Raw genomic sequence first — 17,720 nt, 5'->3', positions numbered from 1 at the left:
ACGTCAGATCAAAACGTCAATTGGCCAGAGAGTCACACCAGCACGATCAAGATGTTGCGGATTTCGCAACTTACTGAGACAATTGGGTATGTCCACGTCGAAAGAGGTGCCTGTTGGCGCGCGCATCAAGCGACGTCTCGAGCAGTTACAGCTAACACAAGAAGATCTTGTGCGGTCACTCCAGGCTGCAGGGGCCTCGGCATTTGATAAGTCGAAGCTGAGTAAATCCCTGAGTGGCGATCGCCAATTTACTTCTGAGGAAATCGCGCTGATCGCAGACGCACTCGCTCTTGAGGCGTACTTCATCATTACAGGGTCACATCCCGCATATGAGCCCCGGGTGGCAGCTCGCCACGAGTTTGTAGATGGTGAGCATGTTGCCGATTGGGAGGATTGCTTACGGCGAGTGAGGGCAGTTTCTTCTGCCTACACTCAGGCAGAACTCGTGGGCAATGGCCGACTCGAACGGGCACGCATCGCGCTGGGGGCACCAACGGGCACACCGCAAGATTATGCGCCGGGACGCGTGCTGGCCGCAGAACTTCGCAAGCTTTGGTGCAACTCTGAGTACAGAGACATTGTGCTGGATTTGCCCGCATTTCTTGAGGGCGAACTTGGCATTGACGTAGCAATTGTCGACGGTATCGAGACCAATCGAGCTCAGGCACAGGCATTTGAGGTGCTCGGGAATTCTGTGATTGTAACCGTGCAAACGGGTAGTTGGTACTCCGCGGTATACGCAGTCATGCACGAAGTCGGGCATTTGCTTTTCGATGACCTTTTCCAACACGATCCCGATCATGACCTGGACACACGCGATTCAGAAACCTTCGCGAATGGATTTGCTGCCGACTTCCTGATGCCAAAGGCTTCGATGATCGACTTCACAACAAGCGATCCGAGAACTTTTGCACGAGCTGCATGGGAACACGGTGTTGGTGCCGACGCTGTGGCCCGGCGAGCAAACTCAACAAAGAATTCTCTCCAAGTCCACCTCTCACAGGTTGAATTGAATGGATTATTCACTGAGATGTACGGGCAACATGCGGTAGAGAACCGAAGGGGTTTCTGGCGGACCCCACGATTCCCTGATCGCCTTGTCTCGGCGCATACAGAGGGAGTGGAATCCCGCCGACTAGCACCGGACTGTCTCGCATGGATGCTGGGAGTGCCTGTGGAAGAGCTGCAGCCTGCAATGACCGTCTCTGATGAGGAAGCTGCTGCCGACTTCCTTGCGCTTCTGTGAGCGCCACCCCTCCGCGACGATTCTTTGTTGCAGACACAGGGCTACTCTGGAATTTTGCAGTCATAGATCGCCTGGATCTTCTCGAGTCATTTGTTACTCGAACCGGACGTCCTCCAGTGTGGGCAGAAAAAGTCCGTTCAGAAATTGAATTCAACATCCCTGACCATCTCAATCGCTGCGAAGAGATTTTTGGAGATGCATTGGTGCCAGAGGGTGAGGAGGAAGCCCTGGTGTTTGACGTCCAGACCAACTTCTTCATGAGTAGCGAAGATAGTCGAGCTCAGCATCTTGGTGAGTCGCAGTCCATCGCCATTTGCTCGCAGAGGTTTGAGGCGGAGATTGTCTTCATGTTGACGGAAGACCGACGCGTTCGAGATTTTTGCACGGCAACGCAAACTCCTGATTCACGCCATTTGCGCTTAGTCACACCACAAGTTTGGCAAGGAATGGTAACAAGAACCTTCCTCGAGGCCGCGGCATCTGAAGGCACCATCACATCAGACGCAAAGAACGCCTACTACGCACAGTTACGGGATGCAGAGCGCCCACTCATCGATCCGCCACCGAAGCTTCAGTGGCCTCGTCAATGATTCAGGGTGGAAGAACCGCTGACAGACGCCTACGGGATGTACTTGCGGCATGGCCGCGCGGTGATCAAGTCGCAGTTTCCGCCTCTACGTATGCCAGCGGAGAGCGCTCACTCTCGTAGGTACGCAATCGCGGACCCAGGTCGCTTTGTGCAGATTGGAGACTTGAAACCATCTTCGCCGAAAGCAATCCGGGAATACCTTCCGTTCTCGCAGCCTCGATCCACGAGGCGCATGTCGGAAAGTCGTTCGAGACGCCGGACGGCGCGCAGCTCGGCGTCCTCTCGGGAGTCAAAGTCCTGCTCGAGTTCGGAGACGGCAAAACTCTGAAGCTTGCGCTCGATGATCTAGTGAAAGTCGCGCGCGAAGACTCCCAGCCTTCCCCGTGGTGCCTTTCGCCCTACGCCCTACCCCGCACCCCTGCTGAGGCTGCAGCCGCACTGGCCGCGATCCCTGCGCAGATCGCCGTCGAGCAGGAAACGGTCCGCCAACAACTCGCTGAAGGAAAGCGCCTCGTCGTCAACGCGATCGCCGGGGCGGAGACAGTCGTTCACGAAGCGACATGCAACGCCATCGAGTATCAAGCGAACCGGGAGCTGGCGTGGGGTGAGGTGCGGGCGGAGCTAGCCAGTGCACTGAGAAGCGCGCGATGGAGGGCGCAGGCAGTCGATGCGGCGCCTGCCCGGATGCCAAGAATGGTGGCTCCAGGGAAGCTGGAGAGGTTGGGTGAGTACCGAAGCTGCCGCAGGTGCTTGTCGCCGAGCAAGACTGTCAAACTTGGCCCAGAAGACTGACGCCTTTCTGGAGTCCACAGCCATCGAAACGCTGACAATATGGCTGTGACCTGCTGCGGTGATCTCGGACAGTGGGCCCTCTTAAGCTGAGGGCGCTACTGAAAGAGAGATCTGCAGCATGACCGCATCACGACGACGCTTCACCCAGGAGTTCAAGGACGAGCTGTGTCTGGAGGTGATCTCCACATCGAAGCCCATCAAGGACGTCGCCGTCGCGTATGGCGTCGGACCGGAGACGCTGCGGAACTGGTTGATCAAGTACCGCGAGAAGAATGGCGGCACTGAGACCGAGCTGACGCTCACTGAACGGGCCCGACTGAAAGAGCTCGAGCGGGAGAATCAGGAACTACGGGCAGAGACTGCGTTCCTAAAAAAGCAACGGCTTACTTTGCGAGGGAGCAGCGGTAGTGAGCCGGTACGAGTACATCGATTCCCAGAAGAACGACCCGGCCGAGACGAACCCGGTCTGGAAGATGTGCCTGTGGTTGACCGTGTCGGCCTCGGGCTTCTACGACTGGTTGAAGCGCCCGCAGTCGGCCACCGCGGCCCGCAGGGTGGCGTTGACAGCCCGGGTTCAGCACTTCTTCGAAGAGTCCGACGGTACTTACGGGTACCGACGCATCCACGCCGATCTTTGGGGCGAGGGCACCGAGTGCTCGGCGGAGCTGGTGCGGCAGATCATGCGCAGTGAGGCCCTGGTCGCTTGTCAGCCGCGCCCGTTCCGGGTCACGACCGACGGTGATGATGCGGCGAACCTGCCGGACCTGCTCAAGCGGGACTTCACCGCAGATCGGCCCGGAGTGAAATTCGTCGGCGACATCACCTATATCCACACGTGGCAGGGGTTCATCTACCTCGCCACGGTCATCGACTGCTACTCAAAGAGAGTGGTCGGCTGGTCCATCGCTGATCACATGCGCACCGAGTTGGTCGCTGACGCGCTCAAGAATGCCGCCGCGACGACCCTGATCGAGCCAGACGCGATCTGGCATTCAGACCGCGGCTCCGTCTATACCTCGGCCGACTTCAGGGCTTTGGTGGCGAGTCTGGGGATGCGCTCATCGATGGGCAAGACGGGCGTGTGCTGGGACAACAGCATGGCGGAATCATTCTTCTCGATGCTCAAGAACGAGCGCGTCTACCGCACCGTGTACGCGACCAAGGCACAAGCGCGCAGCGACGTCATCCGCTACATCGAGGGGTTCTACAACAGTCGACGCCGGCACTCCGCGCTCGGCTATCGTCGACCCAACGAAGTCCACTATGGTTATCAGCAGCCAGCCTTGGCAGCGTAGAAGAATCCACTAATTCCGCTGTCCGAAATCACCGCAGCAGCTCACTGACGCTAAGCAGACGAAAGCCATTAGCGAGCATTGAGTTGCAAGTGAACTTTCTCGTCGATGCTAGGCCCAGCCACACGCTCGTGACGGTCTAGGGAATGCTACGCCGCCAAGGAAGGTTGACTTCGGGTCTGCGCTTCCTCAATTAGCGCGCGAATCAGGTCCGCACGGGAGGCGTCACCTTCTCCGCGCCTGTACTTGAACAGGGACAACCCAACGGTCACAAGATGGGTGGGCCTGCCGCGGAAACCTTGTAGTTCGTACCACTTCGGAGCGTCGTCTGTCGGATAGACCAGTACCGAAAGTGGGGAATTCAGGGCGGCCGCAGTCGCAAGCGCTTGGAATACATGCTCCCTCTGCGGGGCTCCCGACATCGCTGCGTACTTAGCTTCGAATGTCGCGGCGATTCCTCCATGACTCCATGAAAGTGCTCCGTCCGGTTCGACACTTTGCGCGACCCTTCCAGTGCCCAGCTTCAGGAGTGCATGGGATCGCTTCGGTTCAAACGTCAGGTCGCTGCGTTGCATGGTGAGCTTTTGTAGCGTCCGCTCAAGTAGCGTCTCGAGAAGTGGCCAGGGTTCAACAGCAACTTCGAGGCCGTTGGAGTGACCGGGGTCTCCTACTACCGATCGATTGCGCAAGATCGGTGCCGCGATGTCCCAGGTCGAACGATAGCTCCCCCACTGCGTCGGCAGGAGCCGGCCACCTACTGAAGGATTTACAAATGCAGGCAGAGGATGTCCGGGAATAATCGCCGACTGCAGGCGCCGAAGCCTGGACGAGGCTTCACCCCCTGCCGCCGACCTGCCCAGCACTCCGGCAACGATTGACAACCCCCGTGTGAAATCATTGTCAGGACTCAACTCGTCCCGCGTGACCGGGAAAAGTGCTGGGTCTGAGGCTACATTTCGCATCCATTGGGTCACGTTGAGGCGCCCATTCAGGCGTCGCGTTCGCTGAGTTCGTCTTTCATACACCTGAATCGGGCCATCGGCCCGAAGTGCTCGCTCCAGGCGCCTGGCGTACTCAATCGCAATGGCTGCAGTGAGATCATCTTTCCGTGCAGTGGACTGTGATCGCTGCGAACCAGAAACCGTAAGTCGCGTCTCTGCGGACAGCAGATGCACTACCGCAGTGGTCCAATCCGAAGCCGCAATCTTCGGCGCCACTTCAACAACGCCTCCTCCTGGCAAAGCGAATGAACCAATGAGATTCTGGAAAGAGACGCTGTCGCCCGCTTCAGAGAACTGCGCGAGACGCGGCCGAAGCGTCGCGGCAACTTGCTGCGCCCCCGCCGCGAGCTTTCCGCGCAGTTCCGGATCAAATTGCTGTCCCTCGTACTCGCGAAACAAGTACCGACTAGTCACTATTAGCTCGCTTGACGAAACAATTCGGCATGCATTTCTTCAACCGAGCGTTTCGAGACCTCCCGTAGATGCAACCGTGCTGACGCGTAGGTACCAAGTGAGGGGTCTGCCCCCTTCCAGTGCGCGACTATAGCGGCACCCGAGGCAGGCGCCTGGGATGTACCTGCACGCAAGATTGCAGCAAGAGCCCCGTCGTCGTCCTGAAGTGCAAGTTTCAAGGTTGCAACTAGACGGTAATCAAATGCGGACGCAAGGCTCGAGATTGCTTCATCTCTACTCGCCCCATCAACCGACCAAAAATTTGATTGCCCGAGCCTGAAGTCCGAGCCCAGCACGGCGTCAATTCTGTCGTTAATAGCTCGAAGAAGTTTGACTGCAAGTGATGAGACATGCTCCGGCGTCCAATCCGCGAAGTCATCCTCGAGCTCTGTCTCCTCAACTACCCGCAGTCGCTGAGCCAACACCTCGTAGTCGGGTGGCACCTCGACAATTGAGAACCGTCTACGCAATGCGGCGTCAAGTGGCGCAACAGAGCGGTCAGAAGAATTCATCGCCGCCACAATCCAGAGGTTCTTTGGCAGCGTGAACTTGGCAGGCACTCGAGAGGATTGCCCATCGGCGTATTCTGCAGGTACCTCAATCCCAAGTTGCGAAAAGGGCAAGCTGATATGAGCGCGATCCCGCTTGTCCTTGTCGAGTAACGCCAGGGTGTCTCCCAAGATAGCTGCCGCGTTTCCGCGGTTGAACTCATCCAACACAAGCAATGCGCGATTTCCTGGCTTGCTTGCGAATTTGGCGAGGTTCACCAATGGGCCTGGGGTGGCACGTACGGCCACGCCACCCTTGACCGGTTCAGGAAGCAGTCCTACAACTAGGTTTTCGTAGGTATACGAAGGGTGTAAAACGACGACACTGGCCTTGCCAAGCAGGACGTCAGTATCTTCACTCCATGCATCGTGAGCCTGATCCGGGTCAAAGGAGAGACCGCCAGAACTATGCTCCACAAACTGGGTGAGTTGCTCAAGCCTCACGGTCTTGCCAGTGCCAGGTGGGCCAACAAGAAGTAGGTTCGGATTGTCCTGTAAGTGTTCAATCAGAGCCATAACCTCGGGCTCGGCAGCTGCTCCGCCACCAACGTCCAACGAAACGCATCCTCGTTTTGCGTTCAACTTCAAGGCCGTTTCGCGCACAGCATCAGGAAGGTTCTGTGAAGACGACCACTCCATACCTGGGGGAGGATTTCCTAAATATGCGCGAATATGAAGACGCGTGGATTCGTCTCGCAATTTAACTGCCACAAGAATTGGTTCCAGGGCCTGTGCGTCAAGTTTGTCCCACTCACGATCCGCTTCAACAACGGAAGGAGCGCTCGGGTTTCCAGGGATTGCTTCCCCGGCGGACCCGCTTGGCTGGGTCGATAACTTCCACGGAGCGGGCGCTTTGTCTTTCGGCCAGGCGACGTGATAACGGTCTGCTGAATAGGAAATGAAGCCCGCGGCGTTTCCGCCTGGCCAAACATATTCGATGTCGCGTCGAGCGTCTTTCTGCGCCGCAACACCGAACTTGCGCTTGAGTAGTTCTGAACACTCACCTCCTACCTGGAGGTAGTCCTTCGTGTACCTACTATTTCCGGCACCTTCATCTGAGAATCGACCAAAGGTGCTCCGAAACGCACTGGCATTGAATTGCCAGACCCAAATTGCATCAACTGCTTGTGCGACCACGGACGCCTACCTTCCAATAACAATGGCCTCCGGAGAGTGGTGTGACTCCACTTCTCGCTTGCTCTGAGCAGCCAATGAACGATGTGTCGTAAAGCTGACAATATCGGCGAAATCAAAAATTGCACGAACTCCCGCCGTGTCCCGATTCGACATGATCCATTTGATGCCTCGACTCGTGAGAAGTTCACAGATACCCGCAAGTTCCTCAAGGTCAGATTGCTCAAACGTCTTGGCGGTGTACTTGTTGAACTTCGCTGTGGGCTCTTTCTCAGTTCCTGGAAGCGAAAATACGGGCAAATAGGGAGGGTCGAGGTACACAAAGTCCCCTGCTTCTACACGTTCAAGGGCCGTCCTGAAATCCTCTTTGCGAATCTCAGTATTTACGAGCGAGTTCCGCAAAGACTCCATCGTTTCTGCGTCGAAACCTTTGAACTGCCGATCACCCCATGGTGCATTCATGGCCCCTGTTTTTGAGTTCTCTCGCCACAGATGGTTCCACGAGGTCCCGTTTAGGTAAAGGAACCGCGCAGCGCTCTCAAGAAGCTCGGTCGGCACCTGTGCCCGCACCTCGTAGAAGTACTCCTTTGAATCTCGTTCCTTGTGAAAATCAAGCAGTGGCTCAAGCTCGTCCTGATGGTCACGCATTGCGACCCAGGCGTTCACGAGGTGCCTGTTCAGGTCGGCCAGGTTTGCAGTCCCCCGAACGCGGTCTTGGACCGCAAAAAACACAGCCCCGCCCCCGAGGAAGGGTTCATGGTAGCTGCCGAAAGAGGGGGGAATGTGTGGGAGAATTCGAGGCAGAAGTCTCGACTTACCGCCGACCCAACGTACGAATGGCTTGCGGGCTCGAAGCGGGGCTGTTGCCAGGTTGTCAAAAATAGCTATCTCCGTCGCGCCAGACCGCCAGTGTCACTGGCGGATGTCATCCTATTCTCCATGGAACCACTGACAAGGGTGCTGTGTGCAAAGCGGCTGAGTCGCGTCTAGTGCGCAGTGCAGCCAGAGTATTTGTGTGGGCGGCGGCGTACTCCCTTCAACAACGAGACCGCGCATGACTAGCGAAGTGAAGAAACCAATGAACCAAGGCGTCGAACTAACTTGGCCAAACAAGCACCTGACACTTCGCGCGTCGGGGGTCACCTCATACGACTGGGTGCAGCCCTCGGACAGAAGGCTCTCTAAGCCCGTCAAGTACGAGCTGTTCGGCAACGCCCCACTTGACAGGCATTCGAATGCAATTGTTGTCGGCGACGGATTCGATGCGATCGAGGCATTGCAGAACTCGAACGTATTCGATGACGGTATCCGCCTCGTCTACATCGACCCGCCGTTCAACACCCAAAAGACGTTCAACCAGTACGGGGACTCCCTGGCGCGGCCCATGTGGTTAAGTATGATTCGTGACCGCCTCCTTGCCCTGAAGCCACTGCTCCGTGAGGATGCATCAGTTTGGGTCCACCTCGATGATTCCGAAGTTCATCGAGCACGAATGGTGCTGGATGAGGTGTTTGGCGAAGACTCATTCGTAGCGTCAGTGATTTGGCAGAAACGAACCACTCGCGATTCTCGTGCCGCGTTTAGCTCGAATCATGACACGATTCTTGTATATGCGCCCTCGGGCCCCCGCAGATGGAAGACGAGCAGGAACTTACTCGCAAAAGACGAGGAGAACCTGCGCAATCGAGACAACGACCCTCGCGGACCATGGTCAGACGCGCCCTTCACCGCCCCGGGGTACCGCCGTGCCCAGCAGTATGACATTGTGACACCAGCAGGCACTGTTGTTCGCCCCCCAAGAGGCCGCTCTTGGTACGCAACAGAACGCACTTATGCTGACTTGCTCGCCGATGACAGAATCTGGTTTCCCAAGAGCGGCGCTGGGATGCCTCGCCTCAAGTTGTTCCCGAGTCAGCTACGTGGACTCGTGCCTTTCACCGTATGGGGCTCTGCAGACGTTGGGACTAACGATGACGCAAAGAGGCACCTACTTGAACTGTTCCCGGAAAATACTGTCTTTGACACACCAAAGCCAGAAGAACTTTTGGAACGCATTATCCACATAGCTTCAAACCCGACCGACCTAGTTGTTGATCTTTTCGCTGGATCGGGTACGACAGCTGCGACTGCGCACAAGATGGCCCGACGGTGGGTGACCGTAGAGCGAAACACTCAAACTGTTTTGGACTTCACCTTGCCGAGGCTCAATGCTGTTATCAATGGGGTCGATTCTGGTGGAATCACAGATCAAGTCTCGTGGACAGGGGGCGGAACCTTCGAGGTACTTCACGTGTCCCCACGATTTGGTGTTCTCCCCGACACCCATAGGGCTTCAAATCTTCGTAGCGGTCTATTGAAGTTCGCTCCTTCCAACGTCGGTGCCGCCTAGCTTCATCACTTCGTGCGGGTCGTGGCCGACTGATTGAAGTTGCATTGCAGCCCGAGTTCCGTCCGATACCTCGATTTCGACCCAGAAATCCCGAAACCAGCGTTCATACGAGCCAGCGAACGTCGGCACCGCCCACGCAGTCTCACCTGTCGGCTGCCCTCCCTCTCCATCGATCAGTGACATCTGGTTCGGTGTGAGTTTGCCGTCCTGCGCAGCTTGGCGTTGCCTCTGACACCAGTGCGCGATCGCGCGCTCGTGTTCCCAGCCTGAGCGCACTCGGGGGTCTCTGCCGTACGCCTCGCGGAAGGCGCCGAGTTCCTGTACGCGCGCGTCCCAGCTGGATCGCCTTGGCCGCCACCGCCAGCCGGGGATCTGTTGCAGTGCCGCGACTTGGTAGTCGCAGAGCGCGCCACGGCGTTGGTTTTTCACCCACATCGCGCTCGTCTCGTCGGTCGGGAGGATGCCGTGCGCCATGACGTGGAGGTAGACGATGACGCAGCGGCGCAGCCAGCGCACTTCAGGGGTATCCGGTGGCGCTATTCCTGATCCGGCTTCCCGCGTGAGGTGGATCTGGGCGTCGAGGAATTTCAGCGTGCGCATCTGGTTGCGGGTCACGCTGCCTTCGACTTGCGCCCATTTTTCAGGGTTTTCTTTCCTCCACGTTCCGAAGGTAACCATGCTGTCGTTCATGCGTACTTCCTTCCATTGAGCGGGCACTACAGGGCTTGTAAGCAGAAAGTGCAGACACCGTAAGCAGAACGCTCGAACGCCCGCACCAGGAAGTGCAGGTGGCGTGCGCGGCAGGTGCTGGCTTCCCGGCCGACCGGTTTCTAGCGTCTGGGGCATGAACACCACACTTCGCCCCGCCGCGCCGGGGTCTGATGCAGGAACTGGTGACATCAAACATGGCTAGCCGAGAGGGCTGGCCTGGAAGGATGTCATCATGCCCAAGCCGTTCCCCAAGGAGTTCCGCGACGACGTCGTCCGGGTCGCGCAGAACCGCGACCCAGACGTCTCCCTCGCGCAGATCGCGAAGGACTTCGGCGTCCATGTCGGAACTCTCGACAAGTGGATGCGTCAAGCCCGCATCGAAGCCGGCGAACAGCCGGGTGAGACGAAGCAGGATTCCGCCGAGCTGCGCGAGCTCCGTAAGCGCAATCGCCTCCTCGAGCAGGAGGTCGAGGTGCTGCGTCGCGCGACCGCGTATCTGTCCCAGGCTCATCTGCCGGGAAAATGATGTACCCGCTCGTGAGCGAGCTCGCCGCCGACGGAATCCCTGTCGTGGTGTCGTGCCGGGTCTTGAAGCTCGCTCGCCAGCCCTACTACCGCTGGCTACGTGATCCTGTGACAAGCCGGGAGCTCGAGGAGGCGTATCGGGCGAACGCGCTGTTCGACGCGCACCGCGACGACCCGGAGTTCGGGTATCGGCTCCTCGCCGACGAGGCCCGCGAGGAGGGCCAGGCGATGTCGGATCGGACCGCGTGGCGGATCGCATCATCGAATGGCTGGTGGAGTGTGTTCGGGAAGAAGCGGAGCAAGAACGGCAAGAAGTCTGGCCCCGCCGTTCACGACGATCTCTGCGTCGTCATCGACGAGCACGGGCGTGAGCGTCACCGGTTCGTGGCGTCCCGGCCGAACCAGCTCTGGCTGACCGACATTACGGAACACAAAACGAGCGAAGGTCGGCTCTATCTTTGCGCGGTCAAAGACGCCTTCAGCGGTCGGATCGTGGGTTACTCGATCGACTCGAGAATGAAGGCATCACTCGCGGTCCGAGCTGTCCGCAACGCCGTCCGGATGCGCGGAAACGTGAACGGCTGTATCGTCCATTCAGACAGAGGATCGCAATTCCGAAGCAGGAAACTGCGCCGCGAACTTGCCGTCCATAATCTCGTCGGATCGATGGGCAGAGTCGCTTCCTGCGGCGACAACGCGGCAATGGAATCGTTCTTCAGCCTGCTGCAGAAAAACGTCCTGAACCGACGTTCCTGGGCCACGCGCGAACAGCTACGCATCGCGATCGTGACCTGGATCGAGCGGACCTATCACCGCAGGCGTCGCCAGGTCCGTCTGGGCCGTTTGACGCCGATCGAGTTCGAGACCATCATGAACAACGACCTGGCCCTCGCGGCCTAACTAGAACTGTCACCAGTTCCTGCATCAGACCCCCGGTATCCGCCGCCGCGCCGACCTCCAAGGCGCCCGACACCCTCCGACTGGGCCCACACCACCCGGACTCGGTCTACTGCCCGGACACCGCGCTTCTCGAGCTCACCGATGCCGAGGAGGGGTGGCTGTGGCGGGCGAACCACTTCGATGAGGAGCAGCCCATCACTGGCGGGCTCTCGCAGGCCCGGGAGCTGGTGCATTCGATCGACGGCGACTATTGGCCGTGGACGGTAATCAGCGCCGGCATGACAGGCGTCTGGTTCCAGGTCCTCGGGACCACGGCCGCCTGCGTGCTCGAACTCGGGCTGCCTGGCCGCACACGCATGGTCGCGCGCACCGGCGCCACGCAGTCTCGAATGATCATGTTGCCTGAGCAGTGCCAGTACTGGACCCGAAGCTGCCGCACCGAGGAACAGTTCACTACCGCCGAGGCGTGCACGGTCGGTGTCGCCCATCTGCGTGGCAGGCCGCTGCCCGCCGGGCTGCATTTGCGACCCGTCTACCTGACTACCCCCGACAGCCGTACCCCGTGAAAGGCCAGAACAAATGACTCTTCGATTCACCTGCACCATGACCGTGGACGTGTTCGTCCTGGACGAAGGGAGTCTGTACTTGGCCGCGGTTGCGGCCTGCATTCCGAACACCGAGGCCCGGCAACTCATCGTCGCCGGCACGGCGCTCGAATCACCCCAGGCGGCGCTCGAAAGCCTGCTCCAACCGCGAGACCTGTTCCAACAGATCCCCGGCGTACGGGTCGTGGGCGGCATCACTATCAAGGTTACCGAGCCGGAGCGATCCACGTCGCGTCCACTCGAGAGCCCCGGATCATGAGGTTGCTACCAGCGCGGTGGGACTTTATGTCTCGCGGGGCAGGTGCACGTCTCCATGGCGTACCGCAGCTGCCAGTTCTCGTGCTTGCGCAGTTTCTCCTCTTCGAAGTCGACTCCGACGCTCTCCTGCACGATCCTGCTGGCATTGTTCACGAGGCTTGTGATCATCATCATGTCTGCGACTTGCATCATCGTCTCGCCGCGAAGCATGCGCCGCATTCGGTCCACGCTGACCCCGGGATGCCCAGCCTCGGGCGACGCGAACCACGCGACGTCACGCTGATGGCTCCCCAAATACTCACGCACTTCGTTGGCGAGCAGATGCTGCATCAATGCCGCCTGAAATCTCGGATCGGCGATTGAAACGCCTTCGGCCGGCCGAAGATGAGCCTTAATCGACCCGAACTGTTTCGGTGCGTCGGTCAGCGCCCTCGGTTCAAACGTGAACCCCTTCCGTGTCGCCAACCCAGCTCTCCTCCACAACAGTGATGCCGATTTTGCTGCTGATGAAGTGAGTATACGTCTGGCGAACTGGTTTTTATTCCGCAGACACGCCTGTTTGTCGGCCACCGCCCATTACTGCAGGCGTGAAGACCTCAACGATTATTCAGACCCCGCCCGCAACGTCCGACGAGCACATGCTGTTCGCCCCGCATCCCGAATTGGCGACGCATCGAAAGCAGCTGCTTGAGAACCTCGGAACGTTTCGCAACCCTACCGCGAAGACCGCGAAGGCGTTGCGCGGAATCCGTTACTACGACCTTCCGCCGGAGGTGATGAATCACATGCGGACGCGAAGCCCAAAGGTGAGCCCGGAGACTTGGGGCCGCATCCGACAGTTTGTGGAGGACGCAGTATCTGTTACCGCGCCGCAGCTGCCGTACGCCGCCGGCCTCGTTCAGTCGACCGCGGCCGCCTACGTCGAGTGGGTCGTGATGGAGAAGCATCTCCCACTCGACGGGAAGATCATTTGGTCGCGCCAGATGATCGACCTGTATGTGACCGACGAAATGTCCCACCTCAAGCCAGGCACCCGACGAAACTATCGCGCGTACCTGGACCGGGTCAGCAAGATCCTGTGCCCGGAAGAACATGCTTACGAATACACGCCCCAAAACCGGAAGAGTTCTGTGGCACCGTACTCAGCGGCCGAAATGGACCGGTTCCGAAACTGGGCCGCAAACCAGAGCAACCCACTCAAGCGGCGTCGCGGAGTCGCGATGCTCGCCCTGTGTGCTGGGGCGGGGCTTTCCTCAAGCGAAGTCGCCCAGATCACCTCAGCACACGTAGATGTCTCGAACTCCGGCATTGTGATCGATGTGCCAGGGAAGCGGACCCGTCGTGTCCCGCTCTTGCCCGACTGGGACGAATGGATGCTGGCCGTCACCGAGGACTGCACCAAGGGTGAGCGCCTCTGGGGGCCCATCGCTCGCAAGGACTACTCGAACCTGCTCTCCACTTTCGTTGAGAACGCGGAGGGGAAGGGGAACGGCCCGCGAAGCGATCGACTGCGCAACACCTGGCTGGTGTGGCATCTCCAGAACCGCACCCCCATGAAGGACCTGCTGTACGCCGCAGGTGTAAGGAAGATGGAACAGCTGCCCCGGCTGCTGGAACACTGCGAGTTTCTCCCCGCCAGCGACTATGTCGCTGTCCTCCGTGGGGAGGCAATCTGATGGGGCGCTCAACGACCACCGTGGACGATGCCCTGCGGGAAGTATTCGAGCTCGGCCAGACTGAGCTCGACGCTGCGATGACGATCAAGGGCAACATGCCGAACGCTCTCTTTGGCCGGTTCTTGCGCGTCATTGATTCCTCAGGCGCACTCGAGCGCCTCGATGAATGGCGAACCGCAGATGCTGCTGGCTCTGCCGGCCGCAAAGCCCAATTGTCCTATCGAACAGTACTGATGGCGTTCCTACTCAACAGCTACTGGGGTCTCGGGTACAGCTATCAGGAGCTCGCGCGAACGATCACCCATCGCCTCAGTGCCGAGCAGGCTGAACGCCTCGGGTTCGATCGAAGCCAGGGTGATGTCGACGATTGGTATCACCGGGCCTGGCGCACCATGCAGCGCGTCCTCGGACACATCGATCCCTGGCATCAGACCGGGCACCTGGGCACCCGCCTCACCGGCGCCGAAAACGAGAAGGCCCGCAACAAGTACGACCTCGATCGCGAACATCGTGCACACGAGCTGAGCGCGCTGCTCGTTCGCGCCAGCGTGGAGATGCTGCCCAAGAAATACCTCTCGGAATACCGTGGGGATGTAGCCCTCGACTCCACCTTCATGCGAGTCCTCGGGTTCAACAACCCCAACGACTACTCCAAGAAAGCCTTGAAGGAGCGAGCCCACCTCCCGAAACGGGACATGCTCAACGGTGACTACCAGTGTGGTTGGTACACGCGAAAAGGTGACCACGACGGCAGCGAGAACGTTTCAAAGTCAATTCCTGGATATGAAGCAGACACCACCGTACTGATCGACACCAAGGACGGCGCGTTCGCGTTCCCGCTCATCACAGGGCTCTCGTTTCACCGTCCGGGTGAAATCAAGAATGGCCCGCGTGGAACGATCGAGCAGCATGCCGCGTTCACCGACAAACGAGGCCTCGTGGTCGTCGACCGAGCCTTCAACGGACTCAGGCCCCACCAGTTCCAGGAAACAGTTCGCCACCATCGGTTCGAGACGGTTTACGACTACAAGAGCAACGAACTCGGCAACCAAGGCTCCGTGCCAGGGAAGCCCATCATCATCGTCGATGGCGTCCCGTACGTGAACCGCATGCCCGAGAACTACATCATGATCTCCCGCTGGCACGCCCAAGGGAAGGAGAACCCCGCTACTGGTGTGCCGTTTACTGAAGCAGAACGCGATGCGATCCATGAAGCCCGCGCCCCCTATCGCCTCAAGGCGAAGGGACGCATCGGTGCTGACGGTTACCAACGCTTCGACTACCCCAACCCGCGCAGCTATTTCGCGTTCGACCCCGTCACTGGACGAGCGACCCAAGACAATCCCACCGGCAGCGTGACCATCGGCCTCGATGAACAGGTCATCAAGCAGCTCCAGAAATACCCATGGAAGTCGAAAGAATGGCGTGCCCGCTATGGGCAGCGCAACCAGGTCGAGATGAGCAACCGGCTCCTCAAGGACCACCGCACCGAGAACCTCGGCGACCCAAAAGCTCGCACCGGCCGAGGCTTCGCCTACAACTACCTCGCAGCAATCATGGCAACCGTGTCTTCCAACATTCGCCGCATCATTGTCGGCATCACCAAGCTCCACACCACCGACGCCAACGGCGAGCCAAAGAAGCGAGCACGCAAACGACGCGACAGCACCGGTCAACGACTCACCCATGCGGCAACGCCGACCAGCACCAACGAAGCGGTGATGCCACCAGATGACACCGGGGAGTAACCCTCCCCGCCCCTGAACTGAATATCTCAAACGACGAATAGCCCGAAAGGGTTATTTGTCGTTGTTGCGTGCCGCCAGAAACTGACGGCTGACGACTCCAACGGGCCTCAGCCAACCACCAACGCCTCCCAGGAAACGAAAAAGGTCCGGATCAATGATCTGATCCGAACCTTTTAGCTATTTCATGAAACCTAGCCAAACAATTTCATGAAACCGCCCTCGTGCGCGAAGGGGGACTTGAACCCCCACGCCCTTGCGGGCACTGGCACCTGAAGCCAGCGCGTCTGCCAATTCCGCCACTCGCGCGAGTTTGCTCTCTCGATGGTTTCCCACTTCGACAACCAGATGAGCGTATCAGCGAAACCCCCGCGACACCAAAGTGAGCATGCACCCCCGGCGCGTATCCCCCGCGAATCCGCCGAAAAGCAGCGAGGGTTCAGCCGACCGCCCCCGCGGCCCAGTAGCATTCATACTCAAACTGCGATCTTGTTTGCCGCATCCGCGACGAGTAAGCGCAGCACGACGGAGACGCCACCGGCGCGACCAGAGGAGCAGACAGTGGGAATCCTAGACAGCGTTGAGCGCGGGCTTGAACGCGCCGTCAACGGTGCCTTCGCTCGCACCTTTCGCTCCGGCGTGCAACCGGTGGAGATCGCTGCCGCGCTCAAGCGCGAGCTCGAGATCGGCTCGGTGATCGTCGACCGCGACCGCGTGCTGGCCCCGAACCGCTTCCTCGTCCGCCTCTCCCCCGACGACGCCACGCGGCTGTCGGGCATGGGCACTCCGCTCGAGGAAGAGCTCATCGCGGTCGTGCGCAAACACGCGGCCCGCCAGGGGTACCAGCTCATCGGCGACGCCGACGTCGAGCTGCGCCCCGATCCTGCCCTCGCCAAGGGCGTGCTCGAGATCGACGCGACCAGCGTCGAGGGCACCGTCGCCTGGACCGCGGTGCTCGATGTCGACGGCAAGCGGCACGAACTGCGTCGCGGCACCACCACCATCGGACGCGGTAGCGACGCCGATATTCGCATCGGCGACACCGGTGCCTCGCGCAAGCACCTCGAGATTATCTGGGACGGCGCTCACGGCATTGCCCGCGACCTCGGCTCGACGAACGGCTCGAAGATCAACGGCCAGCGATTCCGCGAGGCCGCCCTCACCCCCGATATCGTGATCACCATCGGCCAAAGCACGCTGCGGTTCAAGCTGGTTCCCCAGCGCGCTCCGCAGCGGCAGCGGCCAACAGCACCTCCCACGGCGCAGCTGCCGGGTGCTGAGGCGAAGATCGACGAAGATTTCTGGAGGGGCCTGTGAGCGAACTGACCCTACTCATCCTGCGACTGGGCTTCCTGGTCACGCTGTGGCTGTTCATCTTCGCCATTGTCTATGCGCTCCGCAGCGACCTGTTCGGGGCCCCGGCCCGCAGGCTCCGCGGCGAAGGCCCGAACCCTCCGGCAAGCACGCCGCCGTCGGCACCGAAGGCGGCCGCACTGCAGGCCGCACCGGTTGCAGGGGTCATCACTCCGGGCGCGGGTGCAATGCCCTCAGCAGGATCCTCCGGCCCCGCGCGCACCCTCATGATCACCTCGGGCGTCGCGGCGGGCACCTCGCTCCCCCTCGACGAGGACCTCATCACGATCGGCCGCTCCCCAGACTCCACCCTCGTCATCGTCGACGAGTACACCTCGACGTATCACGCACGGCTCACCCGCGATAGCGCCGGATGGACCCTGACAGATCTCGACTCGACCAACGGCACCCGCGTTGACGGCGTGCGAATGGACGACCCGATTCGGCTCGCGACGTTCGTCCCGGTGACTATCGGGACGACGACCTTTGAGCTGAGGCCGTAG

16 protein-coding genes and 1 tRNA gene are annotated in these 17,720 nt (G+C 59.6%); 11 read left to right on the top strand and 6 right to left on the bottom strand.

Going from position 1 to position 17,720, the window contains the following annotated elements:
- The first annotated feature begins 88 nt into the window (after positions 1 to 88).
- From JW030_RS00200 to JW030_RS00190, 3 genes are all read left to right on the top strand, one after another.
- Positions 89 to 1,246 (top strand): ImmA/IrrE family metallo-endopeptidase, encoded by a 1,158-nt coding sequence (locus tag JW030_RS00200; RefSeq protein ID WP_188045948.1) that lies wholly within the window; start codon positions 89 to 91, stop codon positions 1,244 to 1,246.
- Complete coding sequence (locus JW030_RS00195) at positions 1,243 to 1,836, top strand: hypothetical protein (RefSeq protein ID WP_188045949.1); 594 nt, start codon at positions 1,243 to 1,245, stop codon at positions 1,834 to 1,836. The genes JW030_RS00200 and JW030_RS00195 overlap by 4 nt, the downstream gene beginning before the upstream one ends.
- A 909-nt stretch (positions 1,837 to 2,745) precedes the next feature.
- Positions 2,746 to 3,922, top strand: a protein-coding gene (locus JW030_RS00190; protein ID WP_188045950.1) for an IS3 family transposase whose coding sequence is annotated in 2 segments (ribosomal slippage) — positions 2,746 to 3,023 and positions 3,022 to 3,922 — 1,179 coding nt in all. Because the reading frame shifts where the segments join, the coding sequence is not laid out codon by codon here.
- 146 nt (positions 3,923 to 4,068) lie between these two features.
- On the opposite strand, the gene JW030_RS00185 is transcribed toward JW030_RS00190, so the two are convergent.
- Genes JW030_RS00185 through JW030_RS00175 form a run of 3 tightly spaced genes read right to left on the bottom strand, consistent with a single transcriptional unit; the run spans position 4,069 to position 7,925 of the window.
- A complete protein-coding gene (locus JW030_RS00185; RefSeq protein WP_188045951.1) occupies positions 4,069 to 5,319 on the bottom strand; it encodes a hypothetical protein in 1,251 nt (416 codons plus the stop codon).
- Positions 5,320 to 5,336: 17 nt separating this feature from the next.
- Positions 5,337 to 7,058 carry an McrB family protein gene (locus JW030_RS00180; protein WP_188045952.1) on the bottom strand — a complete coding sequence of 574 codons (1,722 nt, stop codon included), beginning with the start codon at positions 7,056 to 7,058 and terminating at the stop codon, positions 5,337 to 5,339.
- Positions 7,059 to 7,064: 6 nt separating this feature from the next.
- The gene (locus tag JW030_RS00175; protein ID WP_223159940.1) at positions 7,065 to 7,925 is read right to left on the bottom strand and encodes a Dam family site-specific DNA-(adenine-N6)-methyltransferase; all 861 of its coding nucleotides are present in this window, start codon (positions 7,923 to 7,925) and stop codon (positions 7,065 to 7,067) included.
- A 184-nt stretch (positions 7,926 to 8,109) separates the two neighbouring features.
- Here JW030_RS00175 and JW030_RS00170 point away from each other — a divergent pair, with 184 nt between their 5' ends.
- On the top strand, positions 8,110 to 9,444 hold the full coding sequence (locus JW030_RS00170; RefSeq protein WP_206348588.1) for a site-specific DNA-methyltransferase: 1,335 nt from the start codon (positions 8,110 to 8,112) through the stop codon (positions 9,442 to 9,444).
- Here the strand turns inward: JW030_RS00170 and JW030_RS00165 are convergent.
- Complete coding sequence (locus JW030_RS00165; protein WP_188045953.1) at positions 9,406 to 10,134, bottom strand: helicase associated domain-containing protein; 729 nt, start codon at positions 10,132 to 10,134, stop codon at positions 9,406 to 9,408. The genes JW030_RS00170 and JW030_RS00165 overlap by 39 nt on opposite strands.
- Positions 10,135 to 10,387: 253 nt before the next feature.
- Between JW030_RS00165 and JW030_RS00160 the strand changes: the two genes are divergently transcribed.
- The 3 genes from JW030_RS00160 (at position 10,388) to JW030_RS00150 (ending at position 12,444) form a co-directional block, all read left to right on the top strand.
- Positions 10,388 to 11,580, top strand: a protein-coding gene (locus tag JW030_RS00160; RefSeq protein WP_188046809.1) for an IS3 family transposase whose coding sequence is annotated in 2 segments (ribosomal slippage) — positions 10,388 to 10,672 and positions 10,675 to 11,580 — 1,191 coding nt in all. Because the reading frame shifts where the segments join, the coding sequence is not laid out codon by codon here.
- A gap of 227 nt (positions 11,581 to 11,807) precedes the next feature.
- Positions 11,808 to 12,146, top strand: coding sequence for a hypothetical protein (locus JW030_RS00155; RefSeq protein WP_188045058.1), 339 nt, complete (start codon positions 11,808 to 11,810; stop codon positions 12,144 to 12,146).
- 13 nt (positions 12,147 to 12,159) lie between these two features.
- Entirely contained in the window at positions 12,160 to 12,444 is a 285-nt protein-coding gene (locus JW030_RS00150) for a hypothetical protein (RefSeq protein WP_188045059.1), read from the top strand.
- A 5-nt stretch (positions 12,445 to 12,449) separates the two neighbouring features.
- On the opposite strand, the gene JW030_RS00145 is transcribed toward JW030_RS00150, so the two are convergent.
- Positions 12,450 to 12,908, bottom strand: a complete 459-nt coding sequence (locus JW030_RS00145; protein WP_206348586.1) for a hypothetical protein — start codon at positions 12,906 to 12,908, stop codon at positions 12,450 to 12,452.
- A gap of 122 nt (positions 12,909 to 13,030) precedes the next feature.
- Here JW030_RS00145 and JW030_RS00140 point away from each other — a divergent pair, with 122 nt between their 5' ends.
- On the top strand, positions 13,031 to 14,119 hold the full coding sequence (locus tag JW030_RS00140; protein ID WP_188045061.1) for a hypothetical protein: 1,089 nt from the start codon (positions 13,031 to 13,033) through the stop codon (positions 14,117 to 14,119).
- 20 nt (positions 14,120 to 14,139) lie between these two features.
- Positions 14,140 to 15,867, top strand: coding sequence for a hypothetical protein (locus JW030_RS00135; RefSeq protein WP_206348585.1), 1,728 nt, complete (start codon positions 14,140 to 14,142; stop codon positions 15,865 to 15,867).
- A gap of 222 nt (positions 15,868 to 16,089) precedes the next feature.
- On the opposite strand, the gene JW030_RS00130 is transcribed toward JW030_RS00135, so the two are convergent.
- Positions 16,090 to 16,173 (bottom strand) — tRNA-Leu (locus tag JW030_RS00130).
- Between the two features lie 252 nt (positions 16,174 to 16,425).
- Between JW030_RS00130 and JW030_RS00125 the strand changes: the two genes are divergently transcribed.
- Both JW030_RS00125 and JW030_RS00120 read left to right on the top strand, forming a co-directional pair.
- On the top strand, positions 16,426 to 17,181 hold the full coding sequence (locus tag JW030_RS00125; protein ID WP_188045063.1) for a DUF3662 and FHA domain-containing protein: 756 nt from the start codon (positions 16,426 to 16,428) through the stop codon (positions 17,179 to 17,181).
- On the top strand, positions 17,178 to 17,720 hold the full coding sequence (locus JW030_RS00120) for an FHA domain-containing protein (protein WP_188045064.1): 543 nt from the start codon (positions 17,178 to 17,180) through the stop codon (positions 17,718 to 17,720). Before JW030_RS00125 ends, JW030_RS00120 begins: the two co-directional genes overlap by 4 nt.

The organism is Leucobacter sp. CX169, from assembly GCF_017161405.1.
Lineage (GTDB): Bacteria > Actinomycetota > Actinomycetes > Actinomycetales > Microbacteriaceae > Cx-87.
The sequence above is the reverse complement of the archived record's forward strand: the minus strand, read 5'-3'. Positions and strand labels throughout refer to the sequence as shown.

Excerpts from the sequence above, each read along its gene's own strand:
- JW030_RS00200 (WP_188045948.1), top strand. The coding sequence starts at position 89 with ATGTCCACGTCGAAAGAGGTGCCTGTTGGCGCGCGCATCAAGCGACGT.
- JW030_RS00170 (WP_206348588.1), top strand. The coding sequence starts at position 8,110 with ATGACTAGCGAAGTGAAGAAACCAATGAACCAAGGCGTCGAACTAACT.
- JW030_RS00165 (WP_188045953.1), bottom strand. The coding sequence starts at position 10,134 with ATGAACGACAGCATGGTTACCTTCGGAACGTGGAGGAAAGAAAACCCT.
- JW030_RS00150 (WP_188045059.1), top strand. The coding sequence starts at position 12,160 with ATGACTCTTCGATTCACCTGCACCATGACCGTGGACGTGTTCGTCCTG.